The 26235-nt window shown below is 60.3% G+C and carries 21 protein-coding genes; 15 read left to right on the plus strand and 6 right to left on the minus strand.

All coding sequences use genetic code 11. The annotated features are described in order from the left end of the window. Positions 1-242: 242 nt before the first annotated feature. The 15 genes from AC3WK5_RS03405 to AC3WK5_RS03475 all read left to right on the plus strand — a co-directional run bounded on the left by AC3WK5_RS03405 (position 243) and on the right by AC3WK5_RS03475 (position 23393). The gene (locus tag AC3WK5_RS03405) at positions 243-1304 is read left to right on the plus strand and encodes an autotransporter domain-containing protein (protein ID WP_103314492.1); all 1062 of its coding nucleotides are present in this window, start codon (positions 243-245) and stop codon (positions 1302-1304) included. Positions 1305-1584: 280 nt separating this feature from the next. Beyond that, positions 1585-2544 (plus strand): AAA family ATPase, encoded by a 960-nt coding sequence (locus AC3WK5_RS03410; protein WP_019690591.1) that lies wholly within the window; start codon positions 1585-1587, stop codon positions 2542-2544. A gap of 5 nt (positions 2545-2549) precedes the next feature. Then, complete coding sequence (locus tag AC3WK5_RS03415; RefSeq protein WP_054597168.1) at positions 2550-3494, plus strand: DUF58 domain-containing protein; 945 nt, start codon at positions 2550-2552, stop codon at positions 3492-3494. Further along, a complete protein-coding gene (locus AC3WK5_RS03420) occupies positions 3491-3985 on the plus strand; it encodes a DUF4381 domain-containing protein (RefSeq protein WP_054597167.1) in 495 nt (164 codons plus the stop codon). Before AC3WK5_RS03415 ends, AC3WK5_RS03420 begins: the two co-directional genes overlap by 4 nt. Then, a complete protein-coding gene (locus AC3WK5_RS03425) occupies positions 3978-5054 on the plus strand; it encodes a vWA domain-containing protein (RefSeq protein WP_103314491.1) in 1077 nt (358 codons plus the stop codon). The genes AC3WK5_RS03420 and AC3WK5_RS03425 overlap by 8 nt, the downstream gene beginning before the upstream one ends. Further along, entirely contained in the window at positions 5051-6802 is a 1752-nt protein-coding gene (locus AC3WK5_RS03430; RefSeq protein ID WP_103314490.1) for a VWA domain-containing protein, read from the plus strand. Before AC3WK5_RS03425 ends, AC3WK5_RS03430 begins: the two co-directional genes overlap by 4 nt. Continuing rightward, positions 6799-8439: a BatD family protein gene (locus AC3WK5_RS03435; RefSeq protein ID WP_103314489.1), complete on the plus strand. Its 1641-nt coding sequence runs from the start codon at positions 6799-6801 to the stop codon at positions 8437-8439. The genes AC3WK5_RS03430 and AC3WK5_RS03435 overlap by 4 nt, the downstream gene beginning before the upstream one ends. Positions 8440-8739: 300 nt before the next feature. Beyond that, complete coding sequence (locus AC3WK5_RS03440) at positions 8740-10740, plus strand: type VI secretion system Vgr family protein (RefSeq protein ID WP_103314488.1); 2001 nt, start codon at positions 8740-8742, stop codon at positions 10738-10740. Continuing rightward, complete coding sequence (locus AC3WK5_RS03445; protein WP_103314487.1) at positions 10737-11603, plus strand: DUF4123 domain-containing protein; 867 nt, start codon at positions 10737-10739, stop codon at positions 11601-11603. The genes AC3WK5_RS03440 and AC3WK5_RS03445 overlap by 4 nt, the downstream gene beginning before the upstream one ends. Further along, positions 11600-15226: a toxin VasX gene (locus AC3WK5_RS03450; RefSeq protein WP_103314486.1), complete on the plus strand. Its 3627-nt coding sequence runs from the start codon at positions 11600-11602 to the stop codon at positions 15224-15226. The genes AC3WK5_RS03445 and AC3WK5_RS03450 overlap by 4 nt, the downstream gene beginning before the upstream one ends. Then, the gene (locus AC3WK5_RS03455; protein WP_103314485.1) at positions 15210-16340 is read left to right on the plus strand and encodes a SoxR reducing system RseC family protein; all 1131 of its coding nucleotides are present in this window, start codon (positions 15210-15212) and stop codon (positions 16338-16340) included. Before AC3WK5_RS03450 ends, AC3WK5_RS03455 begins: the two co-directional genes overlap by 17 nt. A gap of 468 nt (positions 16341-16808) precedes the next feature. Then, positions 16809-17702, plus strand: a complete 894-nt coding sequence (locus AC3WK5_RS03460; RefSeq protein ID WP_256585086.1) for a hypothetical protein — start codon at positions 16809-16811, stop codon at positions 17700-17702. A gap of 200 nt (positions 17703-17902) precedes the next feature. Then, on the plus strand, positions 17903-19147 hold the full coding sequence (locus AC3WK5_RS03465; RefSeq protein ID WP_054597158.1) for an exonuclease SbcCD subunit D C-terminal domain-containing protein: 1245 nt from the start codon (positions 17903-17905) through the stop codon (positions 19145-19147). Continuing rightward, positions 19144-22785 (plus strand): AAA family ATPase, encoded by a 3642-nt coding sequence (locus AC3WK5_RS03470; protein WP_103314483.1) that lies wholly within the window; start codon positions 19144-19146, stop codon positions 22783-22785. Before AC3WK5_RS03465 ends, AC3WK5_RS03470 begins: the two co-directional genes overlap by 4 nt. Continuing rightward, entirely contained in the window at positions 22782-23393 is a 612-nt protein-coding gene (locus AC3WK5_RS03475; RefSeq protein ID WP_103314482.1) for a glutathione S-transferase, read from the plus strand. The genes AC3WK5_RS03470 and AC3WK5_RS03475 overlap by 4 nt, the downstream gene beginning before the upstream one ends. Positions 23394-23397: 4 nt before the next feature. On the opposite strand, the gene AC3WK5_RS03480 is transcribed toward AC3WK5_RS03475, so the two are convergent. The 6 genes from AC3WK5_RS03480 to AC3WK5_RS03505 all read right to left on the minus strand — a co-directional run bounded on the left by AC3WK5_RS03480 (position 23398) and on the right by AC3WK5_RS03505 (position 26104). Continuing rightward, positions 23398-23655 carry a hypothetical protein gene (locus tag AC3WK5_RS03480; protein WP_054597155.1) on the minus strand — a complete coding sequence of 86 codons (258 nt, stop codon included), beginning with the start codon at positions 23653-23655 and terminating at the stop codon, positions 23398-23400. After that, positions 23652-23861, minus strand: coding sequence for a hypothetical protein (locus tag AC3WK5_RS03485; RefSeq protein ID WP_054597154.1), 210 nt, complete (start codon positions 23859-23861; stop codon positions 23652-23654). Before AC3WK5_RS03485 ends, AC3WK5_RS03480 begins: the two co-directional genes overlap by 4 nt. Before the next feature lie 115 nt (positions 23862-23976). After that, the gene (locus AC3WK5_RS03490; protein ID WP_019690602.1) at positions 23977-24102 is read right to left on the minus strand and encodes a hypothetical protein; all 126 of its coding nucleotides are present in this window, start codon (positions 24100-24102) and stop codon (positions 23977-23979) included. A gap of 211 nt (positions 24103-24313) precedes the next feature. Further along, positions 24314-24493 (minus strand): hypothetical protein, encoded by a 180-nt coding sequence (locus AC3WK5_RS03495; protein WP_054597153.1) that lies wholly within the window; start codon positions 24491-24493, stop codon positions 24314-24316. A gap of 158 nt (positions 24494-24651) precedes the next feature. Further along, positions 24652-25827: a lactonase family protein gene (locus tag AC3WK5_RS03500; protein ID WP_103314481.1), complete on the minus strand. Its 1176-nt coding sequence runs from the start codon at positions 25825-25827 to the stop codon at positions 24652-24654. After that, positions 25814-26104, minus strand: coding sequence for a DUF5629 family protein (locus AC3WK5_RS03505; protein WP_103314690.1), 291 nt, complete (start codon positions 26102-26104; stop codon positions 25814-25816). Before AC3WK5_RS03505 ends, AC3WK5_RS03500 begins: the two co-directional genes overlap by 14 nt. Positions 26105-26235: the final 131 nt, after the last annotated feature.

The raw sequence follows: 26235 nt of genomic DNA on the forward strand, positions 1-26235 counted from the left end.
ACCAAAAATCAGTTAGTTGCAGCGCCTAAATTAGTCATACCGCTCATCGTTCAATTTCTTGACGCGACGCCAACGGTCTTCTTAGCTAAACGTTACTACCCCCGGAAATACCTCCTGGGGCACGCCTCGAAAACCCGCTGAAGCGGGCCGTCGGGTCTTGCCTCAACGAAATCGGTCGCCCCTCATTTGGGTAGGAGAGACGCCAAACAGAGTCATGGCATGCGATTGCAAGGTAGACCTCCATGAACACCTCCCTCATCCAACACGAGATCAAATTCACCCTGTACACCGTTTCCACTTCGTTATTGCTGTGCACATCCATGGAGGTTCAGGCGTCCCCTACCGAGAACGAGGCGATACCCTGGTATCAGCAAGATGTCCCGGCGCTCACCCTGCCGACGCCTGATACGAGTAACAGCACCCGCTTCATCCGCAATCCCGGTCTTGATAACCAGTTGCTGACAGTCGAGCAAGCCGCTCCTTCTGCCTGGGATCGGGTTTATGGCCTGCCTGCCAGGAGCGCAGAGCGCGACGTCCTCAGCTCCCCGTTTTCCGGCATGAGCGGTTCGGAACTCAAGGGCCCGGCGTTGATTACCCTGCAAAGCAGCGGCGGCAGCACTCAGCGTGTTGGCCTGATGGGCGGTACAAACCAGTTTCAGGGCAATGGCAATGGCCTGGTCAGCTCTGCCATTGTCGACCCGAATAACACCCTCAACGTGCAAGGCCCCAATCTTGGCGCCTATTGGAGCCTGACCGGCGCAAACGGCTGGCACGTGGATTTGACCGCCAGCGGTGGTCGGGTCAATGGCTACAGCCTCAATGACCAGGGCCAGCGCCAAGCTGCCGAAGGCAGCGCAATGACCCTCTCGGTGCAAGGCGGGTTCCCCATCGGCATCAGCGAAAACTGGGTAATCGAACCCCAGGCCGAATTGATCAACCAGCGTATTAGCCTGGACACCCCGTATGCCGGTAGCGGCAATGCCTCATCCACCGACCTGACGTCCTGGAGCGGCAGGGTCGGTGCAAGCTTGAAAGGCAGTTATGACATCAAGGGCCTGCCGATCGAACCCTATGTTCGTACCAACTTCTGGCATACGGTCAATACCTCCGACACGGTGACCCTCGGTCAGGTCGACAAGCTCAGCAGCAGCCGGAACGCGTCCTCGATAGAACTGGGACTGGGGCTGGTGGCCAGGGTCACGCCCTCTGTCAGCCTGTATGTCAGCGGCGATTACAACAGCGCGAGCGTCAACAACGACTTGTATGGATTGATCGGCAGCCTCGGGGTGCGGATGCGTTGGTGACTGTCAAGAAGATTTGCGAACCGTAGGCGCACGGTTTGCCAGTGATGGCAGCCGTAAGATCCCCATCGCCGGCAAACCATGCGCCCACAGGTCGCGCGCAAAACAGCGCTGATTCAGGCTCTGCACAGCAAAAAACCTGAATATCCCCCAAACCAACCCACAAAACCCAAAAAATCCCTGATCGCCGTTAGTCTCCACCCCCTGCGATGGATTAAAGTAACGCCCCCAGCCCTGGCGTTATTCGAACGCCTTTGCTCACCCTCTCCAGGAACAGTCATCGATGGAACATCGTGAAGCGCTGCTTGCGCTGCGAACCTTTCTTTCAACGCAGATTCTCGGCCAGGAAAAACTCATCGAGCGGTTGCTCATCGCTCTGCTCGCTGACGGCCACATGCTGGTCGAAGGCGCCCCTGGCCTGGCCAAGACCAAGGCCATCAAAGAGCTTGCCGAAGGTATCGAAGCACAATTCCATCGCATCCAGTTCACGCCCGACCTGCTGCCTGCCGACATTACCGGCACCGAGATCTACCGTCCGGAAACCGGCAGCTTCGTGTTCCAGCAGGGACCGATCTTCCATAACCTGGTGCTGGCCGACGAAATCAACCGGGCACCGGCCAAGGTCCAGTCGGCCTTGCTCGAAGCCATGGGCGAGCGGCAGGTCAGCGTCGGGCGCAGTACGTATGAGCTGTCGCCGCTGTTTCTGGTCATGGCGACCCAGAACCCGATCGAGCAGGAAGGCACCTACCCACTGCCTGAAGCCCAGCTCGACCGTTTCCTGATGCACGTCAAAATCGGCTTCCCGGACGCGGCCGTCGAGCGGCGCATCCTGCAACAGGCCCGCGGTGAAGCGCTGCACGGCGAAACCAAGCCAGAGCGGCGGATCAGCCAGCAAGCGATATTTGCCGCGCGCAAGGAAATCCTCGGTTTGTACATGGCCGACGCCGTGGAGGAATACCTGGTGCAGTTGGTCATGGCGACCCGCACGCCGGGCAAGTTCGACCCGGAAATGTCCGAGTGGATTGCCTATGGCGCCAGCCCGCGCGGCTCCATCGCCCTCGACCGCTGCGCCCGTGCTCACGCCTGGCTGGCCGGTCGTGACTTCGTCAGCCCCGAAGACATTCAAGCGGTGCTGTTCGACGTGTTGCGCCATCGCATCATTCTTTCCTTCGAAGCCGAAGCCGCTGGTATTGACCAGGACCGTGTGGTCCAGCGGATTCTCGACGTCGTTGCCGTCGCTTGACCTCGATGACCAAGCCGCTTGCGCCCGAACCGGGTATCCGTGTCAGTCTCTCCGAGCTGATCGAGATGCGCCATCGCGTGCGCGAAGTGCAATTGTTTTCCACCCCGAGCCAGCGCAGCCCGCTGATTGGCTTGCACCATTCCAAGTTGCGCGGGCGTGGTGTGGACTTCGATCAGGTGCGGGTCTATCAGGCTGGCGACGATGTGCGAACCATCGACTGGCGCGTCACCGCACGCACCCAGGAACCGCACACCAAGCTGTTTCACGAAGAGCGCGAGCGGCCGATTTTCATCATGGTCGAACAAAGTCGTCGGCTGTTTTTCGGCTCGGGGCTGATGTTCAAATCGGTGTTGGCCGCACAAGCCGCGAGCCTGATCGGTTGGGCTGCGCTGGGACACAACGACCGTGTTGGCGGGCTGGTGTACGGTGACAACGAGCATTACGAAATCAAACCCCGGCGCAGCAAGCAAAGCCTGCTGCAATTGCTCAACCGCATGGTGCGCGTCAACCAGTCCCTCACGACCGAAAGCGAGCCGGATCGCGACAGTCTGGGCATGGCCTTGCGCCGCGCGCGCGAAGTGCTGCGCCCGGGGAGCCTGGTGATCGTGATCTGCGACGAGCGCGCCTTGTCCGAAGGCGCCGAACAGCAACTGAGCCTGCTGTCGCGGCACTGTGATTTGCTGTTGCTGCCAGTCTCCGACCCTCTGGACCACGCCCTGCCCGCTGCCGGCTTGCTGCGTTTCGCCGAGCGCGGGGCTCAACTTGAACTCGATACGCTGAACGTCGACCTGCGCCAAAGTTATCGCGCCCAGGCCGAAGCCCGCATCGCCCGCTGGGAATTGCTGGCGCAGAAACTGCGCGTGCTGTTAATGCCGCTGAGCACTCAAAGCGAAATGGTCGAACAATTGCGTGAATACCTGAACCCGAAACGTCCGGGTAAAAGCCAATGAACAGCCTCGATCAACTGCAACCGCTGATGACGCCGCCGCCCATCGAGTTCTGGCCGCCGGCGCCGGGTTGGTGGCTGCTATTGGTGCTGCTGCCACTGATCGGCTTTGGCCTGTGGCAACTGCGTCGCTTTATTCCCGTCAAGCGCTCTATCGTGCGCGCCGAACAGCCGCTGGACCCGGTGCGACTGGCGGCGCTGGCGGAACTGGCGCAAATGCCCAAACCCTATGACGGTGCGCCCGCCGGTGCCTGGTTGCAGCAACTCAACGGGCTGCTCAAGCGCCTGTGTCGCAACCATTACCCCTACAGCCAGAGCCACACCCTGAACGGTCGTAAATGGCTGGCGTTTCTCGACAACCGTTGCCCGGCCGCCGGCCTGACCCGCTGGATGATTCTGGTTGAAGGCGCTTACAAACCGGAATGCAAACTCGACGACAAGGCCATCGCTGGCCTGACACAAGCCGTCGACACCTGGATTCGCAAGCATGTTTGAGTTCGCCTGGCCATGGATCTTCGCCCTGCTGCCACTGCCGTGGCTGATGCGGGTTGTGCTGCCGGTCGCCGACAGCGGCGAGCCGGCGCTCAAGGTCAGCTTTCTGTCCGACCTTGAAGGCCTGGCCCGGCGTCGCGCGCGTGTCAACCTGCCGACCTGGCGCCAGCAAGCACCGTTCATCCTGCTCTGGCTGCTGCTGTTGATCGCCGCCGCACGCCCGCAATGGCTCGGCGAGCCGCTGCCGATTGCCGCCAGTGGGCGCGACTTGCTGGTGGCCGTCGACGTTTCCGGCTCCATGGATTTCCCCGACATGGAGTGGCAAGACGAAGACGTCAGCCGCCTGACACTGGTCAAACACTTGCTCGGTGACTTCCTTGAAGGGCGCGATGGCGATCGCGTCGGCCTGATCCTGTTCGGCAGCCAGGCGTATCTGCAAGCACCGCTGACGTTCGATCGGCGCACCGTGCGTATCTGGCTTGACGAAGCGCGGATCGGCATTGCCGGCAAGAACACCGCCATTGGCGACGCCATCGGCCTGGCCTTGAAGCGCTTGCGCCAACGTCCGGCGCAGAGCCGCGTGCTGATTCTGGTCACCGACGGCGCCAACAATGGCGGTGAAATCGATCCGCTGACCGCGGCAAGACTGGCTGCCGAAGAAGGCGTGAAAATCTACCCGATCGGCATTGGTGCCGATCCGGAGCAAGCCGGCCCTCTGGCTTTTCTGGCGGGAAACCCGACCATGGACCTCGATGAACCCGCCTTGAAAGCCATCGCCGAAGCTACCGGCGGGCGCTACTTCCGTGCACGTGACGGCAAGGAATTGCTGGAGATCAAGAAGACCCTTGATCAACTGGAGCCTGTGACTCAACAACCCACCCAGGCTCGCCCGGCACAAGCGTTGTACAGCTGGCCGCTGGCCGCCGCGTTGCTGATGAGCCTGTTGCTGGTGATCCGCGAACGCTGGCCAGACAACCCGATGCAACGCTTTTTCACCCGGTCGAATTTTCTGCAACAGCACCCTGACTGGCGCCAGCGGCTTAAACGCCTGCGTCTGCGGAGGCGCCGATGATCGCGCTCTGGCCGCATTGGTTCCGTCCCTGGTGGCTACTGCTGTTGCCGCTATTGGGCTGGTTGCTGTGGCAACTCTGGCACCGGCAAAAACGCGCGGGTCGCTGGCAGATGATCCTGCCGCCGGCCTTCCACGCCACCCTGCTCAGCGGTGGCAACGGGCGTGAAAGCAAGTTGCCGTGGGTCGCCCTCGGCCTGGCCTGGGTTCTGGCGGTATTGGCGCTATTGGGGCCCAGTTGGGAACGGGTCGAACAATCCGCGCAGAAACCTGCCGCCCCCTTGGTGGTCCTGTTTGAATTAACCCCGGAAATGCTCGCCACCGACGTGCCGTCGACGCGCCTTGAACAGGCCCGGCGCAAGCTGCTCGATCTATTGCAAGCCCGCAGCGACGCACAGACCGCCATCGTCGTCTATGCCGGCAGCGCGCACACGCTGGTGCCGCTCTCGGACGACCTGGCCACCAGCAGCAACCTGCTGGAAGCGCTGAAACCGTCGATCATGCCCGAGGCCGGTCATCGCGCCGATCTGGCCGTGACCAAGGCACTGACATTACTCAACCGCGGCGCCCTCGGCCAGGGCCGGATTCTGCTGATTGGCTCATCCCTCAGCGAACAGGAGCGCCAGGGTATTCGTCAGGCTCTGCGCGGTCAGGCACCGCAATGGTTGATGCTCGGCATTGGCACCCCGCAAGGCGCACCGATCGCTGACGAACACGGCAGCTTCCTCAAGGATGCGCAAGGCGCGATCCTCGTGCCGCGTCTCGACGGGCCAAGCCTTAAAGCCTTTGCCAGCGAAATGGAGGGGCGTTACCGGCAAGCGCAGCTGGACGACAGCGACCTGCGCGGTCTCGGGCTGCTCGATAGCCCGCATAGCGTGCGTAACGATGGCCAGACCCTGCGCCTCGATACCTGGGCCGACCAGGGCTATTGGCTGTTACTGCCGCTGTTGCTGCTGACGGCCTGCGCCGGACGCCGAGGCTGGCTGTTTTGCCTGCCATTGCTGTTCATGCTGCCGCAACCGAGTTACGCCTTCGAGTTCAACGATCTTTGGCTGCGCCCCGACCAACAGGGCCTGCACTTGCTCAAGCAACACCAGCCTGCGGAGGCCGCGCAGCGTTTTCAGGATCGGCAATGGCAAGGCGTTGCGCTGTATGAGGCCGGTGAGTATGCCGCTGCCGCCGAGCGTTTCGCCGAAGGCAACGACGCCCGTGCGAACTACAATCGCGGCAACGCCCTGGCTAAAAGCGCTGAACTGGAAGCTGCCGTCGATGCCTATGAACAAGCCCTTGAGCTGCAACCTGATTTACGCCCGGCGCAGACCAACAAAGCGCTGGTAGAAGCGTTGATCAAACAGAAAGCCTCTACTTCATCCAATGAGCCCGATAAAACCGACGGCGAAGAGCACCTGCAAACCCAGCAACCCCCGCCACCGGGTGCGTCGACACAAACCTCGACCAGTGACGAGCAAAAGACCGACACGCAAACCGCGCAATCGCACGTCGACGCCAACAGCGAAAACCGGACCGACAGCCCGCCACAACCGGGCAATAATGAAGTGCCGGGCAGTGAGTTGGGCGATGAACAACGCAGCACACCGCCGATCCGCACCGCCGACGCCAATTTCGACGGCGAGCGCCGCCAGGCCCTGGAGCAATGGCTGCGTAAAATCCCGGATGAGCCGGGCGAACTGCTTAAACGTAAATTCTGGTACGAACAGCAACAACATCAGGATCAGGGAAAAACTCGATGACCCGCTTCACCGTTCTATTGCTCAGCCTTTCGCTCTGGACCGTGGGTGCCCAGGCTGCGGGGCTGGTTGCCAGCATCGATCGCAGCCGCGTGAATTCCGGCGAGACGGTCGAACTGACCCTCGAATCCAGTGATGTCACGCAGTTCGGCAAACCTGACCTGAGCGCACTTGACCCGCTGTTCGAGGTTCGCGGCACCCGCCAGGTCAACCAGCCCACAACCCTGGGCGACGACAGCCACGCCACCACCCGCTGGATCATCACCCTCCTGCCCAAGCACAACGGCACACTGGTCATCCCGTCCCTGGCGCTGGGTGAGTACAAAAGCCAGCCGATCAACTTGCAGGTGGTCGAAAGCGAGAAGCAGGACAGCGCCGACAAACTGGCGCCCGTGTTCATCGAGACCAGCCTCGATCAGGACACCGTGTACGTGCAGGCCCAGGCGATTCTGACCTTGCGCATCTATCACTCGGTGTCGCTGTATGACGACAGCAGCCTGACCCCGCTGCAAATCCCCGATGCGCGCGTCGAACAACTCGGTGAGTCGCGCACTTACGAAAAAGTCATCAATGACCTGCGCCACGGCGTGATCGAACGGCAGTACGCAATTTACCCGCAACACAGTGGCCTGCTGACGATTCCTGCACAGATGTTCAGCGCCACCCTGGCGGAGACGCAACCCTCTCAGGAGTCGGCCCCGCAAGGGCCAAAAGCGGGAAAACTGATTCGCGTGAGCTCCACCGGGCTCAACCTGACCGTCAAGCCGAAACCGGCCGATTATCCCGCCGACGCCCCTTGGCTGCCAGCACGCAGCCTGAGTCTCAGTGAAAGCTGGAACCCTACGCCTGATCACGTTCAAGTGGGCGACTCCATGACCCGCAGCCTGACCCTGAAAGCCGAAGGCCTGGCCAGCTCGCAACTGCCGCCCCTGCCCGCCACTGAAAGCAGCGGATTGCGGCGTTATCCCGATCAGCCACAATTGAGCAATCAGCCCAGTGACCGAGGGTTGATCGGCATCCGCGAAGACCGCGAAGCACTGGTGCCCACTCGTATCGGGCAGATCGAATTGCCGCCCGTGGAAGTGGTCTGGTGGAACACCCTTCAAGATCATCTGGAGCGCAGCAGCCTGCCCGCTCGCACCCTGAACACCGTGAGCAACCCAAGCCTGATGGTCGACACTCCAGCGGGCAACGTGCCGGCTACCGTAGCGCTCGGCAGTGAAGCGCTCTGGTACTGGAAGCTCAGCACCTTGATCCTCGCCTGCACCACCTTGCTTGGCTTCGGTCTGTGGTGGCGTGCGCGTTGGCAGCCGGCGATTCTGCGCGCCACGCAAACGGGCCCGAGCCCGCGCACCCTACTCGACGACCTCAAGCGTGCGTGCCAGGCCAACGACCCTCAAGCCACCCGTCAGGCGCTCGACGCCTGGGCCCGTCAACAGCCGGAAACCCTGGCCGATATGGCCGCACGCTTCGTACCGCTGTCCGACGCCCTCGATGGCTTGAATGGCGCGCTCTACAGCGAAACCGGGCATTACTGGCAAGGCGAAGAACTCTGGCGCGCGATCCGCGCCATCCCGATTGCCGAACGGGTCCATGACCCGGTGGGCGACAGTGGCTTGCCGCCGTTGTATCCGAAATAGCGCAAAAGATCGCAGCCTTCGGCAGCGCCGACAGGGAAATGGTGTACATCCCGAAGGCTGCGATCTTTTCTGCCTTTCTGCATTCCCGACCTTTTGCCATTAACCCCACCCTTTCGCCGCGATTATTTTCCCCGTGGCCATCACCTTGTTTCCTACGGAGTACGTCCCGTAAGGTCAGGGCCCTCGACAGCGATCCGGCTTAACGGATCCGTCCTACTCTAAATATCGATCCGTCTGACTGCGCCGGTTCGTCGCTCCACGCAAAGTCCTGTGACTTGAAATAGACACAAGGAAACGTGGATGTTCAGCGCCGTCAAACCCGTCATATTCAAACTCGATATTGAAGGTTTTTCCGACGACCTTCAGGTACTCGAATTCCGCGCCAAGGAAGCGCTCAACCAGCCTTACGAAGTCAAACTGGAACTGGTCAGCGAGCGCCCCGACCTGGACCTCGATTCACTCCTGCATCGCTCGGCTTTTCTGAGCTTCGGTCCTGACGGCGCCGGCCTTCACGGGCAGATCTATCAAATCGCGCAAGGCGACTCGGGCAAACGCCTGACCCGCTATCAAATGACCCTGGCACCGCACCTCGCCTATCTCACCCATTGTCACAACCAGCGTATTTTTCAGCACCAAAGCGTGCCGCAAATCATTGCAACAGTGCTGAAAGACCAGGGAATCCAGTCCGATGCCTGGCGCTTCCAACTGAGCGCCGAGTACCGGCCACGACTCTATTGTGTGCAGTACGAGACCGACCTGCATTTTCTTCAACGGTTGTGTGAGGAAGAAGGCCTGCACTTTCATTTCCAGCACAGCGCCGACGGGCATGTGCTGGTACTCGGCGACGATCAAACGGTTTTTTCGAAACCCGACCAATCAACCGCGTACAGGCAAGACAACGGCATGATTGCCGATGCGCCGGTCATTCAGCGTTTCAAGCTGCGACTGGAACCCCGCCCCACACACGTCAGCCGTCGTGATTACGACTTCGAGAAACCGCGCCTGCAACTCGACAGCGAGACCAGGCTCCCGCTGTTGCCGCGCCTGGAGGACTATGCCTTTCCAGGCCAGTTTACCCATCGAGACCACGGTAAATATCTGGCCAATCGGGCATTGGAACGTCACCGCGCCGATTACCGGCAAGCGAATGGGCATAGCGATCAAAGTGCGATGCGCAGCGGCCATTTTTTCGAGATGACCGAACACCCTCGCACTGACTGGAATGGACTGTGGTTGTTGACTGAAGTGGAGCACACCGGTTTTCAACCTGGAGTGCTGGAAGAGTCGATCACCGACAGTCGTTCGCAGGATGGCTTCAGTCAGGGCTACCGCAACCTCTTTGTCGCCACACCTTGGGACGTAATATTCCGACCGGCCCTTGAACACCCCAAACCCCGGATGATGGGCAACCAGCATGCAGTCGTCACGGGCCCGCCCGGTGAAGAGATTTATTGTGATCAATACGGTCGAGTCAAAGTCCAGCTGCCCTGGGACCGCGACGGGCAGCACGATGAACAATCGAGTTGCTGGCTGCGTGTCGCCGCTGCCTGGGCCCATGACAGTTACGGCAGCGTGCAGATCCCGCGAGTCGGCATGGAAGTGTTGGTGGGATTCACTGATGGCGATCCCGATAAACCCGTCGTCGTTGCCTGCCTGGCCAACGCCGCGACACCGGTACCACTGGATTTGCCGGCCGAGCACACCCGTAGCATTTTCCGCAGTCAGAGCAGCCCCGGTGGGGGCGGTTACAACGAGCTGCGCATCGAGGACAAAAAAGGTGCCGAAGAGATTGCCCTGCGTGCCCAGCGCGATTTTGTCCAGCTCGTTCTCAATGACGAACGCATTCAGGTCGACAACCAGCGAACCGTGGTGATCGGCGGCCTCGCCAGCCACGAACTGCGCGGCGAAGAACAGCGCCTGACCCGCGGCAACCGTTTGACTGAAATCAAACAGGACGATCACCTGCTGGTTCAGGGCGATCAACATCTTCGCGTCACCAGTCAGCGACTCAGCGCCATGCAGCAGATTCAGCTCAGCGCCGGACAACGAGTCGTCATCAACGGTGGAACGCACCTGGGGCTCATGGCTGGCGGTCAATGGCTGACGCTGGGCCCGGAAGGAATTTTCAGCAGCGTGCCGATTCTGCAGGGCGGCACTGCGCCCGTGAGCATGCCGGCGGAGCCTTTGATGCCGGGCGCCTTGCCTTTGCTGAAAGTGGCTTTCCACGCGGCGCAGCAACGCCACGCACTGATTTCAACCCGCGCTTCGCGTTGCCTGATTTGTGAGGCCACCCCAGCATGAAACTCTCGACTTGCCTGCCTGAAGACCTGCCCTGGAACGAGCAACAGGCTTTCCTGTTGCTGGACGGCACGACCTTCAGCGATTTGCCACAGCACTTGAAAACACTCAATCCCGCCGTAAGCACTGTTGCACTGTATGACAGTGCGCCCTTCACCTCCCTGCGGGATATCTCACCGCTGCTGGTAGCGATTCCACATCCTGACGAAGCGGTTTTTCAGTTCTATCTGCAACAGGCGCATGAAGAGTGGGGAGTGCTGTTGTTCAGCTCCTCCCCCGTGCATGACGTGGCTCAACATTTACGCAAACTGCTGACCATCGAGTTGCCCGAAGGCCTGCCAGTGGTTTTGCGCCTGGCCGATGCGGCCGTGGCGCAGGCACTGTTCGGCAGCGGCGATCAATGTTTGTTCGGCCCCCTTTCTTGCGTGGTAATGGCCGACAGCGTCGATGGCCATTGGCATCGTCATCAACCCCGATTGACTGAATGCCCTGAGTTGTCGACGCCCTATCGCCTGAGCCCTGAACAGAATGCAGCGCTGGACCGTGTTGACCGACGCCGCGCACTGCTCGAACTCGACACGCATTTGCTCAGTTTTTTCCCCCAGTATCCGGTCGGTAAAACCGTGGGCGAGCGCTGGCCAATGCTCGAACAACTGGAGGCCGAGGCCAGTGCCTTGGGTTTATGCAGCCAATCCGAGCTTTTCTATTACGCCAACGTCATGGCCTGGCTGAACGGCTCGACGCTCGAACAGCATCCGCACATCGCCCAATTGCTCCATACGCCATCGCTGCAATCGCCCGGCGAGCGCGTTGCGCTGGCCGCTGATCTGGCCCACCGCTGGGCCACTGAAGGAGAACGCTCATGACCGCTGCTGCCAACCTCGCTGCCGCGGCAGCGTCCAAAACCGCCATCAGCTCTCCCGGTGCCTGCCCCTTGCGGCAAACCCACGTTCAGCTGTTGCCCTTGCGTTATGGACTGGTGGAAAAGCTCCTTGACCCCAGCGCCGAACTGAAGCTGCCCTACGCCCTGACTACCCGCCCGCTGGGCATTCGCATGCTGCGCGACGGCTGGTTGTATGTCATCGACAGCGTTACCGGCTATCTCCACGAATATCAGGTACTCAACGGAATGGTCAGCGCCCTGTTACACAAGGGCGCCAAGGTTACCGGCGATCGGCGCACGCCCATCGAAGAGCTTCCGGCCCTGGTGTTTTCAAGGCGCAGCACCCTGCACGTGACCTTTGCTGAAGTGCAATGGACAGTGGCCAAATGCGCGCAAGTACTCGACAGCAGGGACGAACGCGAGCACTTCATGCAGGTCGTCGATCTCGGCCCGGTGGATTGCCAAACCGGTGGCACGCACTTGCTGACGGTCGAGCAAGGCCAACGCTGGATGGCGGAGATCGCTACGGTGCCGGCCCAGCAAGCGCAAGCCGCCAAGGATCGCGCCGAGCTGGAAGCCGAGCTCGCGGCCAACCCACTGCCGGAGGCCGTTCTATTACCGTCGGTGCTGGTCAGTGACGCTCCCGAACACGAACGCGAGCGTTATTTATGGGAGAACCCTCGACGCTTTCGCGAGGCGCATATCGGCGAGTTTCTGGGACAGGTTCGCGGGCCTTATCAGGACGACACACTGTTTCTGGTGGTGAATGACAACCTCGGCGTGCTGCGCGACCTGGCCGAGTATCAGGACACTGTCGTCGGCTGGGTCGACGACTGGAGCAATGCCGACCACAACGAACGCGATTACTTGCTGGCCTGCTACATCGAATCCTTGAGCCAACTCAGCCCCGATGATGCCGGCGGTCTGGCCAACGCCAGCGACGACCCCGCAGTCAAGGCCTTGTTTGCCGATCTGCAACAGTTGCCGGAGCCGACCCAGGAACGCACCCGAAAAGCCTTGCTGGCGTACCTGAACAAGGGCGGCAAGGTCGAGCTGGTGGACGTGCCGGGCCCCCCGGAGCTGGAGCAATTGCGCAAGGAAGCCCTTGCCACAATCTTCGTGATGGGTAAGCACCAAGGCACCGCCGTCCACAGCGCTGCGATTGAGGAAGCAGACCGCGATTACTACACTCGCCAACATTTCAAGGTTGCCCCTGCGGACTTCGTTGAACGTCACCTCAGAGCCTTGGTCAAGCTCGGCAGGGAGCAAAACACACGCATCGAAGACGTGCTCGAGGGCTCCTGGTTCTCAGGCACACGCGGGATCAACGATTTCATCGACCGCCCGGCCATGGACAACTCGCTGTTTCAGCAGCGTGCCGACCTTGGCCGCTGGAACCGCTTGCTCGAGCGCATCACCGCTGACCGCACGCAACTGGTGTGTGCCGGTCGCTACCATCGCTCGGCCTGGTACTACGACGCGCAGGATCCGCAGCAACTGGGCGAGGCCTTCAACGCCGAGTACGCCTGCCTCAAAGACATTTGCCGCAGCGACCACGCCAGTGAAGAGATGCTTGGCTACCTGGAAAAACACCCGGAGCTGACGCGACGGCTGTTCTATACCTTGCCGCTGCGCATTCGGCCCGAACTGCTGGTGCAATACAGCGTGTTGTCCAACGCCGGCATGGGCCTGTTCAACAACCTGCCGCACTGGCTGGAAGCCCTGCAGAAAATCGAACAACCGCACCTGCCCGCCCTCGACGATTTACCCGACCACACCCGTGCCGTCGCCGACGCGACCCAGCACAGCCTGAGCCCCGCGCTGAACCTGGGCCTGAGCCGCGCATTGGAAGGTTTCGATCTGGCAGGAGGGAAAGTCCCCGACCTCGACGAATTGTTCCGCCACCTGCCCAAAGCGCTGCCGGCGCGGATCCTCGATGCGGCGAAAACCACTGGCGTGACCTTCACCATCGCCACCCCGGGGGAACACGCGGCGCTGCAAACCGACATCAAGGACGTGCTCAGGGAACGCGGTTACCTCAAGGACCTGACCGTCAAACGTAACCAACTCACCCACAACAAAAACCAGGCCGGCCACAAGAAGACTCGGGCCATTGAGCTGCAGACCGAGATCGGTCGGGTGCGTGCGGAGTTGACGCAACTCGAAGGCCGACTGGCGGGTGCACTGAGCCCGATTGCCGAACTGCCGGATCATTCGGTGCGCACCTATGGCGCCACGCCGGCTCGGGCGGGAGTGACCGTGCTGTTTCCACCGGCGCAGCAGCAGGAGGTGAGGAGTTTGTTGAAGAACATTCGGCTGGGGATTCAGGGGGTGCCTAATGCGGATCTGATTAAAAGCGAAGGGGTCGGGTTGTTGGTGTTTTTGGTGCAGACGGTGAATTTGGTGGAGGTCTTCAAAGAAACGATCAAACAGTCAGGAAACAAACGAACTATTGGACCATTGTTGAGTGCGGCGGCGGCCACCGGTTCTGCTGGTTTCACAACGGCGCAGAGTCTCTCGGATACAGCACTGAAAGCACGTAGCGCCAATCTTGTCGACGCTCTTCAGCACCACGCCTTGCAGAATGTGCATGTGCAGATGGGAAAGCTGCATGTGGGACTGGGATTCTTTACCTACGGCTTTGGTCTTGTATCTTCATTGTCCAGCCTCAATACCCAACACCAGAATTGGCAACAGGCGACGCGTAGCGGCAATCGCGCGGCGCAGAGTAGCGCTGCTCTTGCCAACGTGGGTGCTGCCGGCATGACCGCCGTCAATGCCTATGGCCTTGGTCACACACTACATGCGGGGGCCACCGTACTGCTTGCAAAAAGCACCGCAGCAAGAACAGCCGCCTGGGCTGCTGCCGGTACACGCCTTTCAACAGTGTTTTTCCGGGTCAACCTGGCCGGTGCCTTATTTACGGTACTCGAACTGGGCGGCACCTGGCTTTACAACCGCTACAACATCAGCGCTCACGACAAGTGGCTAAAAACCACGCCATGGAGCCTGGACTCCGATGAACGCGGCAACTACAGCCTGGATGAGTACCAACGTTACCTAGGAGATTTACTTCACGCCCCTTCTGCAAAACTTGGCCTGAACGAGCATGACTCATTGCTGAAGAACCTGTTTTTGCGCGCTAAACCCAGTGACATTCATCTGAAACTGCCGGGGCTCAAACTCAGTGACTTCCAGCCCCCCTTGAGCGGTAAACCGTCTAAGCGATTGGGCATTGGCGCCCATCGTCTTTTCCGCCCCATCGACAGCCGCGGCACCGCGCGTGAGCGCAAGGACGCCATCAGCGATGAAGTATTGGACAGCCTGCAGGTTGTGCAAGCAGACCCATTGATTCTATGCCTTCAATATCCGCTGAATCGTGATGCCCCCCTGACGCCTGTGGCCGAGACACTGGAGCTGGCAGTGTGCGTGCAATCACTGAACGCCAAAGGAGAGTGGATATCTCGCACCCACGTCATTCACCTCAACCCTCGGGGTGAGGGTGACTTTCCTTCTCTGCCCCCCAAAACAGTCACCGAGCACCCGCCACTGTTGCTGGTTGAAACCCATTTGCTGGAGTTCGCCGACCATGCCCAACAACCTTGATAGCCCGATGCCCGCGCCGTACCTGGAGCACTCCCGCAAAGCCGGAGATGTTGAACCGTTTCCAAGCGGGAAGATCACCTATCTCGCGCCGTTACCACTGCCGACACCGATACCGCCTCATGGACCTCATATTGGTGAGTTAAATGAGCTGTACATGGACTTTGGGTTGGGATCGCCGGAGGTATTTTCGTGGCAGGTTATATTAGGTGGGCCATTCAGTGTTGCCTTTATGATTGCATTTCTGTTTCCCCTCATCACTGGATGCTTTGGTCTCATATTCGGATATGACCTTGCTTACACATGGGAGTTTGTCACTGATTACTTCTTCGCCATCTACGGATACGCCATATATGGGGGGCTTTTTGGTTTAACCATCGGCCTCTGCGTCTGGCTCCACAACCACAACAAACGCGCCGAAATCATCCCCACCCGCTTCAACCGCCAGCGCCGCGAAGTCTGCTTCATGCCCGAGGACGCCACCGAACCGCTCTTCGTCCCCTGGGAATCCCTCTCGGCCTGGGTCATCGAAGCCCAGGGCGCCACCCAGTACGGCATCCGTCGCCAGTACGGCATGGGCATCGGCTTCCAGCACGGCGAGACCCTGACCAGCGTCGAATTCCCCTGCGCCGGCCTGCCCTTGGCCATCAGCCACTGGGAAGCGATCCGCGGGTACATGGAATATGAAGTCAACGACCTCAAATCGATCCAGGACTTGCAAGACCTGCAAGGACCCGACGATCCACCCCACGAAGGCCTGCACACCTTCCGCAACGCCCGGGCGCGCATGCACCTGCAAATTCGCGATGGCGAACGCGGTCGGGTTTCAGGGTTTTTCTGGTACCTGTACCACGTCATGACCCTCTGGACCCTGCCCAACCACCTCACCGAATGGGAAATCCGCCGCATCAAGACCATGGGCCAACATGTCCTGCCCGAGGTGATGCGCCAATGGTCCGAACCGCTACAGAAGGAACAATGGGCCAAACCCAGCGCAGAACTGCTGCGCATGAGCCAACAGGTGCGCGAACTACACAAACGCCAGCCACGGCGGCCGATTACCGAGATTTTTGCCGAGGTGTCTCGGGGCGACAGCACCGGCAAACGAAGCGCATGAAGTGCCCTGACCGGACGAGCCGCGTCGTTCACACAGCCGTCATCGCGGGCAAGCCTTGCTCCTACAGTCCGGAGTCGTCCTTGGTGGCCAAAGGAGAGTGGGTTTCCCACACCCACGTCATTCACCTCAATCCTCGGGGCGAAGGCCATTTTCCTTCGCTGCCTCTAAAAACAGTCACCGAGCTTCCGCCCTTACTGCTGGTTGAAACCCATTTGCTGGAGTTGGCCGACCATGCCCAACAACCTTGATAACCCCATACCCGCGCCGCACCTTGAGCAATCCCGCAAAGCCGGAGATGTCGAGCCCTTTCCAAGCGGGAAGATCACCTATCTCGCGCCGTTACCACTGCCGACACCGTTACCGCCTCATGGACCTCATATTGGTGAGTTAAATGAGCTGTACATGGACTTGGGGTTGGGATCTCCCCAGATATTTATGTGGCAGGTAACACTGGGAGGCCCTTTAACGATGGCCTTTATGTTTATTTTCCTGTTCCCATTGTTCAGCTTTCTTTTCGGTCTCGCTTTGGGGTACGAGTGGCTTTATTCGTGGGAGTTCGCGGTGGATGTCTTTTTTGCAGCTTCCGAACTCGGACTGTTAACCGCTTTTCTCACCCTATTCATCGGCCTCGGCGTCTGGCTCCACAACCACAACAAACGTGCCGAAATCGTCCCCACCCGCTTCAACCGTCAGCGCCGCGAAGTCTGCTTCATGCCCGAGGACGCCACCGAACCGCTCTTCGTCCCCTGGGAATCCCTGTCCGCTTGGGTCATCGAAGCCCAGGGCGCCACCCAGTACGGCATCCGTCGCCAGTACGGCATGGGCATCGGCTTCCAGCACGGCGAGACCCTGACCAGCGTCGAATTCCCCTGCGCCGGCCTGCCGTTGGCCATCAGCCACTGGGAAGCGATCCGCGGGTACATGGAATATGAAGTCAACGACCTCAAATCGATCCAGGACTTGCAAGACCTGCAAGGACCCGACGATCCACCCCACGAAGGCCTGCACACCTTCCGCAACGCCCGGGCGCGCATGCACCAGCAAATTCGCGATGGCGAACGCGGTCGGGTTTCAGGTTTTTTCTGGTACCTGTACCACGTCATGACCCTCTGGACCCTGCCCAACCACCTCACCGAATGGGAAATCCGCCGAATCAAGACCATGGGCCAACACGCCCTGCCCGAAGTGATGCGCGAATGGTCCGAACCGCTACCGAAGGAACAATGGGCCAAACCCAGCGCAGAACTGCTGCGCATGAGCCAACAGGTGCGCGAGTTGCACAAGCGCCAGCCACGGCGGCCGATTACCGAGATCTTTGCCGAAGTGTCTCGGGGCGACAGCACCGGCAAACGACGCGCATGACGTGTTCTGACTGGACGAGCCGTATCGCTCACTCAGCCGTCATCGCGGGCAAGCCTTGCTCCTATAGGCGGCTCCGACCTAAGGGCACGCGCGGCAGGTGATTGAACAAGGCACGCTCGGTTTTTTGCCAGTAAACTCCCTCCCCTTTAGCCGCCATCATTTTCCCTGCGGCCATCACCTTATTTCCTACGGAGTTTGCCTTGCGTCTGTTCCACACCTCCGACTGGCACCTTGGGCAAAACCTGCATGGCCAGGAACGCGACTTTGAACACGGCTGTTTCCTCGACTGGCTGCTGCGTCAGCTGGCGCTCGAAAAGCCCGATGTGCTGCTGATTGCAGGCGATATCTTCGACACGGTCAATCCGCCGGTCAAAGCCCAGGAACGTCTCTACGACTTCATCGTCAGCGCACACGAGCAGCAGCCATCGCTGACCATCGTGATGATCGCTGGCAATCATGACTCCGGCTCGCGGATCGAATTGCCCGCGCCGTTGATGCGCCGGTTGCGCACTCATGCACTGGGTCGGGTGTTGTGGCTCGATGACGGGCAACTGGACGCCGAACGCTTGCTGATTCCGCTGCCCGATGCCTCGGGTGAAATCGCCGGCTGGTGCCTGGCGCTGCCGTTTCTGCGCCCCGCTGAAGTCACCGGCGCGCACCTGGGCGACAACTACCTGCGCGGCATCGGCCAGGTGCATGAATGGCTGATCGAAGCCGCCAATGCCAAGCGCCAACCCGGTCAGGCATTGATCGCCATCAGCCACGCGCACATGGCCGGTGGGTCGGTGTCCGAGGATTCCGAGCGCAGCCTGATCATTGGCAATGCCGAAGCCCTGCCCGCCAGCCTGTTCGGGCCGAGTATCAGCTACGTTGCCCTTGGCCATTTGCACAAGCCGCAGAAGGTCAACGGCGAGGAGCGCATTCGCTACAGCGGCTCACCGATCCCGTTGTCGTTTTCCGAAATCGGCTATCAGCATCAGATTCTCGACATCACGCTCGACGGCGAGACGCTGCTCAGCGTCGAACCCCGGTTGATCCCCCGTGCAGTCAACCTGCAGCGCCTGGGCCCTGCTCCGCTCAGTGAAATCCTGACGCAGCTCGCGGATTTGCCGAACATCGACCTGTTGGCCGATCTCCAGCGCCAACCGTGGCTCGAAGTCCGCGTGCGCCTCGATGAACCGCAGCCGGACTTGCGCCAACAAATCGAAACCGCGCTGCAAGGCAAAGCCGTGCGGCTGGTGCGAATCGCTGCCGAATACGCAGGCAATGGCGGTCGAGACGGCGCGGATGACACGGGTCAGCTGGTCGAACTGGACCAGCTCACGCCACAGGAATTATTCAGCCGTGCCTGGCTCGATAACTACGGCAGCGCCGTCGACGAACAGACACTCCAGGACTTTGCGGTGCTGCTGCAAGACGTTCAGCAGGAGAGCGAACAGCCATGAAAATTCTCGCGATCCGCCTGAAAAACCTCGCCTCGCTGGCGGGCCCCTTTGAAATCGACTTCACCGCCGAACCCTTGGCCAGTTCCGGCCTGTTTGCGATTACCGGGCCGACCGGCGCCGGTAAAAGCACCTTGCTCGATGCGTTGTGCCTGGCGCTGTTTGGCGCAGTGCCGCGCCTCAACAACACCGGACGCGACGCCAAGGTACCGGATGCAGACGGCGAGATCGCCACCGGCGACCCGCGCACCCTGCTGCGCCGTGGCACCGGTGACGGCTATGCCGAGGTCGACTTTGTCGGCATCGACGGTCGTCGCTACCGTGCACGCTGGGAGGCCAATCGCGCCCGTGAAAAAGCCAACGGCAAGCTGCAAGCCAGCCGTCAAAGCCTGCGCGACCTCGACACCGATCAACTGCTGGCCAGCCAGAAAGGCGAATACAAGACTCAACTGGAAGCCGTGCTGGGCCTGAACTTCGAACAGTTCACCCGCGCGGTGATGCTCGCTCAAAGCGAGTTCAGCGCTTTTCTCAAGGCCGATGACAACGACCGCAGCGAACTGCTGGAAAAACTCACCGACACCGCGCTCTACACGCGCCTGGGCAAACGTGCTTTCGACAAAAGCAAGGAAACCCGCGAAGCCCACAAGTTGCTGCAAGATCAGGCCACTGGCGTAACCCCCCTTGAACCCGAGGCCCGCGCCGAACTCGATCAGCGTTTCAACGACGCCCAGCAACAACTCAAAAACCAGCAAGCACAGCTCAAGCAACTTGAACTGCAGAACACCTGGCTCAAAGAACTGCAGCAGTTGCAGGACCAGCAACAGGCCGCCGCCGAGCAATTGCAACAGGCTCAACAGTCGTGGGACGCCCAGACTGGCGAACGGCTGAACCTGGCGCGCCTGGAACAACTGGCACCGCAGCGGCATCAGTTTGCCCGGCAAACCGAGCTGAGCGCACAACTGAGCCCGTTGGCCGCGCTGATTCAGCAACACGCTCAACAACAGAGCGAGTTGCAAACCCGTCAGGCTCAACTAGAACACAGCCTGGAATCCGCAAAAACCGCGCTGACCCAAGCCCAAAGCCAGCACAGCAACAACGCCCCACTGCTGCGTCAGGCCTTCGAAGAACAGAGCAACCTGGCGCGCCTGACCCAGACCATCAACGCCTCAGCCGAACTCAAGCACAACGCCGAACTGGCCAGCTCCGAAGGCCAGCAAGCCATCGCGCAAATGCTCGAACAGCAACAACGGGTTGCCGAACGCCTGGCGACGATTGCGACGCAGCTGGAACTGAGCCTCCAACTGGCTCCCGTCAGTGACGCCTGGAACGCTTACCGCGAACGCTTGCAGCAACTGATGCTGGTCGGCAATCGCCTGAAAAAGGGTCAGGCCGAACTGCTCCAAATGGAACAACGGGCGGCGGACACCGCCGCCCAGTTCAGCGCGCAACGGCAAAGCCTGGAGCTGCTCTACAGCGAAGCCGGCGCTGAACCTGCAGCTGTTGCCGAACAGATTCAGATCCTCGGCAGCCTGCTGCAAGACAACCGCAAGCAGCAGCGCGCCGTCGAAGAGCTCGCGCGATTGTGGGCTCGTCAGCAGGAGCTGGACACGCGCACGCAGGACCTGCAACAGCGCCTGCAAACCGTCCAGACAGAACGTGAACGCCTGACCCGCGAAGGCGTCCAGGCCAAGGCCGAACTGACTGTTGCCGAGCAAACCCTGACAGTCACTCGGGAACTGCTGGAGCGTCAGCGCCTGGCGCGCAGTGCCAGCGTCGAAGAGTTGCGCGGGCAGTTGCAGGACGATCAACCGTGCCCGGTCTGCGGCAGCGTCGAGCATCCTTATCATCAGCCAGAAGCATTGCTGCAAAGCCTCGGCCGGCACGATGAAAGCGAACAGGCCAATGCACAAAAAGCCGTTGACCTGCTCAAGGAAAAACTCGCAGACCTGCGCACCGAAGTCGGCGGGCTGATTGCCCAGCAAAAAGAACTGCTGCAACAACAGGAACAGCTGGCAACCCAGCAGCAGAGCCTGACACCGAGCCTTGAAGCGCATCCACTGGCCGCCCAGCTGCTGACCCAGGAAGCCAGCAAACGCGACGCCTGGCTGAATCAGCAAAGCACTCAGTTGAATCAGAGCATTGCCCAGGACGAACAGCGACAAAGCGCCCTGCTCACCTTGCAGCAAGACGCCGCACGTCTTCAGCAACAACTGCAAGCCGCCGACCAGGCCAGCCAACAGGCTGCCCAGCAACTGGCGATCCAGCAGCGCGAGTTGAGCAATGACAGCCAGCGCCTTGAAGAAGAACTCGCAGCGTTCAGCGCCCTGCTGCCGGCGGCGACCCTTGACGGTTTGCGCAACGAGCCCGCTGCGACCTTCATGCTACTCGATCAGCAGGTCGCCCAGCGGCTGGAACAGCTGGAATTGCAACGCGAAGAACTCAGCGAACAACAACAGCGTCAGCAAACCCTCGAGAAAGAACAGGACCGGCAGCTGACACGCGTGCAGCAATTACAAGCCGCACAGCTGCAATTCAGCGCACTCGCCGAGCAGCAACACGCCGCCCAACAAAAACTCGCCGAACTGCTGGGCGAGCAGCCGAGCGCCGAGCAGTGGCAGCAGCAACTGGATCAGGCCGTCGAACAGGCTCGACAGGCCGAAGCGATGGCCAATCAAGAGCTGCAAGAAGTCCGCAGCCAGCAGATTCAACTGGCCGCCGAGCTCAGGGCGGAGCAACAACGCCAGCACGCGCTGGAAGCCGAAAGTCATGAGCTGAGCGGCAAGATTGCCGAATGGCGAGCCCTTCATCCGGAACTCGACGATGGCGGCCTGGAGCAGTTACTGGCGTTCAGCGACGAGCAGGTCAGCCAGCTGCGCCAACAGCTACAGCTCGGCGAAAAAGCCATCGAGCAAGCCAAGGTGCTAGTGCATGAACGCGAACAGCGCCTGCACAGCCATCAGGCGCAGCACAACGGCAACCTCGATGCCGAACAACTGGCCACAGCCCTTGGCGAGCTGCAAAACCAGTTCGGGATCAGCGAACAGCTCTGCGCCGAACTACGTGCGCAACAAGCCGAGGATCAACGCCGTCAGGACGCCAATCAGGCGCTGGCACAACGCATTGGCGATGCCTACAACGAGTGGCAGCGCTGGGCACGGCTGAATGCCCTGATCGGCTCGGCCACCGGAGACACTTTCCGCAAGATCGCCCAGGCCTACAACCTCGATTTGCTGGTGCATCACGCCAACGCCCAGTTGCGCCAACTGGTGCGCCGCTACCGGCTCAAGCGCGGCGGCAGCATGCTCGGCTTGCTGGTGATGGACACGGAGATGGGCGACGAACTGCGCTCGGTGCATTCGCTGTCGGGCGGCGAAACCTTCCTGGTGTCGCTGGCATTGGCGCTGGGCCTGGCCTCGATGGCGTCGAGCACGCTGAAAATCGAATCGCTGTTCATCGATGAAGGCTTCGGCAGCCTCGACCCCGAGTCACTGCAATTGGCGATGGACGCCCTTGATGGCCTGCAGGCGCAGGGTCGCAAGGTCGGCGTAATCTCCCACGTACAGGAGATGCACGAGCGAATCCCGGTGCAGATCCAGGTTCATCGCCAAGGCAATGGCCTGAGTACGCTGGAGGTCAAATGAGCACGCCGACGCTCTACTCTTTCCGCCGCTGCCCCTACGCCATGCGCGCACGCATGGCGCTGCGTTACAGTTCAGTGGCGGTGGACATTGTCGAGGTCAGCCTGAAAGCCAAGCCCCCGGAGCTGCTCGAGTTGTCGAGCAAAGGCACCGTGCCGGTGCTGAGCCTTGACGGTCGGGTGATCGAGGAAAGCCTGGAGATCATGCAGTGGGCGCTGGAACAGAACGACCCGCAGGATTGGTTGCTCAAGGACGATCCTGCAGCGCAGCAACGTGGCGCGGCGCTGATCGAAGCAAACGATCAGACGTTCAAGCTGCACCTCAATCGCTACAAATACGCTGAACGCTACCCGGAACACCCCATGGAGCATTACCGCGCGGAAGGCGAAGTGTTTTTGCTCGAACTGGATGAGTTGCTGCAACAGCGAGTGTATCTGGTGGCCGATCATCTGAGCCTGGCGGATATCGCCCTGGCACCGTTCATACGCCAGTTCGCACATGTCGACCGCGAGTGGTTTGCGCAGACGCCGTATCGGCATCTTCAGGCCTGGTTGCAGGGGATTCTTGAGTCAGCGTTGTTCGCCGCCATCATGGCCAAACAACCAACCTGACTTCCTACGCCAACGCGCTGCACATTTTAAGCGCCGAGCAATCAACCTCAAACGGCCCCAGAACCACTGCTTTGGGTTTGGCCGGCGGATTACCCGCCAACAACCCCAGCGCCTTGGCGGTCTGGATGTTGTGGGCGATGTTGTGATTGCACTCGATGGCCCGTGCCAGCGAGCCCGCCGAGCCTTGGCCAATGCCGAGCAGTGAAGATCCATTGGTCAGGAATGCCAGGAAGGCGACGACCATCAGTTTGCGCCCTTTCATACCCCCACGGCTCCCGCGACGTCGGAATGCTCAGCGCTGGCGTGCTGTACGTGCTCAAACTGGATGGCGGGATAAGCGACCTGAATCGGTGCTTGCGTGATGCGCTGCGACTGGGCCGAAAGACTGACCACCAGAACCATCGCCACGTATAAACCAATGGCGACGTACGCGCCGTGTTTGGCAGAAGAAAGGATTGTGCTGGCCATGGGATTCTCCGTGGGCATGTTTCAGTGCCCACAGGATCAATCAAACAACCGGCCATGAATAGCGACCTTTATGCATAGTAGCTATCAGTTTAATTGATCGAAAATCCGACGATTTTCAGTCCTGCAACACGCTCATCAAACGCTCGCGTGCGGCTTCAGGCTCGCCGTCAACCGGGCGGGCAGCCGAGAGAATCGGGGTGGAGTAGAGAAACAGCAGCACCACAGCCAGACGCATCGCCATGTCATCGATCCTTGGGAAAGATTGAGTCAATAAATTAGCGTCAAATTTAAACACATGGCCATGTGATATTACACGAGATATTTGTGCTGATTGAGGTGCGGAGTCGCAAATGCTTTATGCAGGAGCGACATCACACTGGTCTTTCCAGCGAAAGGATCGCTGATCGGATCAAGTGACTTCGCTCCTGCATAAAGTCGGCAGGGCTTGAATCTCAGTGTTGGATCTTGTGATCCAGCGCGGCATAGAAGTTGGCGCTTTGTTGCAGGTATTTCTGGGTGTAGCTGTGGGTGCCGGATTTTTTCGAGCTGATCTCAGTGTTGGCACTGGCTGGCAGAGCAACGCTGGCGGAGATGGCGGATGCGGCAATCACGGAGAAGAGATTGAAGTTCATGGCGGTAACCCTCGTAGATTCAGTTGGCTTGCTTGCCTGTTCAGGCCGTGAAGCAAACTTACGCCCGAGGGTTGGCGCTCTTGAAATCTTTTGTAGCAGTAGCGGATATCACTCAGATTAATAGAACCACGCAGGCCCCGGCACACGGGGCCTGCGGCTTATTGACGCAGGAAGAATTTGATGTCGCTGGGTGAGTCGAACGGCAGTTTTTGCACGGTTTTGCCCAGCAGACCGGTCTTCACATCACGCGCAATGATAACGATCTGGTTGCTCTTCTGGTTGGCGACCAGCACGAACTTGCCGCTCGGGTCGAGGCTGAACTCACGCGGGTGATCACCCTCCACCGGACGGCGCTGAAGCTCCTTGAGCTCACCACTGGCCGGATCGATGGCGAACACCAGCAACTCGTTAGTGGTGCCACGGTTGCTGACGTAGAGGAACTTGCCGTCCGACGAGGCATGCAGCGCAGCGGCGGCTTTCTGCGCCGCAGGTTTGCCGGCTGCCAGGTCGACCATCTGCCGCTGGGTCAGTTTCCCGGCCTGATAATCGAACACCGCGACTTGCGCGCTCATTTCCAGGGTCAGGTACGCGTGCTTACCGTCGGCACTGAACAGCAAATGCCGCGGCCCGCTGCCGGGCGGCAACTGAACCGAGGCTGGTGTGGCTGCGGTCAGCGGTCGCTCTGGATTGGCCTTGGGGTCATAGCGATAGACAAAGATCTTGTCGGCGCCCAGGTCATTGGCAAACACGTACTGACCGTCCGGCGAGGACACCGTCGAATGCACGTGCGCCGACATCTGCCGCTCGGGATTGACCCGGCTCGGCTGATGGCTGCTCAGTTGCACTGGCGGCGCCAGCTTGCCATCGGCGCTCACCGGCAATGCCGCCAAGCTGCCACCCGGGTCTTCAGCCACCGAGTAATTACTGACAAACAGGTACTTGCCGTCAGCGCTCAGGCTGGAATGGGTTGGCTCGTTACCCAGGCTCTGCACCTGACCGATCAGGCTCAGCGCATGGGTGTTCGGCTCGACGCTAAAGCTACTGACGCGCCCTACCGGGTCGGCTTGCCCCGGACCATTCTCGTTGACCACAAACAGTCGACGCTGGTCGCTGGACAAGGTCAGCCACGACGGGTTGGCACTCTTGACCACCTGCAACGACGTCGCGTCGAGTTGACCGCTCTGGCTATCGAATTTGAGTCGATAGATTCCCTGGCTCTGGCCTTGGGTGTAGGTGCCGATCAGCAACTGGAAGCTCTCGGCGGATGCGCTGGAAAGGCTCATTGCCCCGACACTGCCGGCCATCAGCAGCGGCCAGAGTTTACGCATCTTCATTGGTTTCGTCTTCGTCGTCGTTACCGCCGAACGCGTCCAGGCAGACCAGACGATGCTCGCCGGAATCACCGATGATCAGCCAGCTCTGCAGGTCTTGATCGAAGGTCGCAGCCTTAACCTGAGCCGGGCTGAACTCCCAGTGCTTGGCCGCTCGGCCATCCATGCATTCGATGTGCAGATTGTCGTCTTCGTCGAGAGCGAATTCGAAGGCGTGAAAGCCGTCGATTTCGACCATGGTGCAGTGTTCGAGGGCGTTGAGAAGGGTTTCGGCAGTCATGGCAATCATGTCTTTCAGGGGAAAACAGCAATGATAGCGCATTGTTACCGCAAACCCTGTGGGAGCGAGCAGGCTCGCACACAGGGGGCGGTGTGAAATCCGAGAAATAACAAAGCCGCAGCCCGAAGGTT

The sequence above is a fragment of the Pseudomonas sp. FW306-02-D09B genome (genome assembly GCF_058782685.1).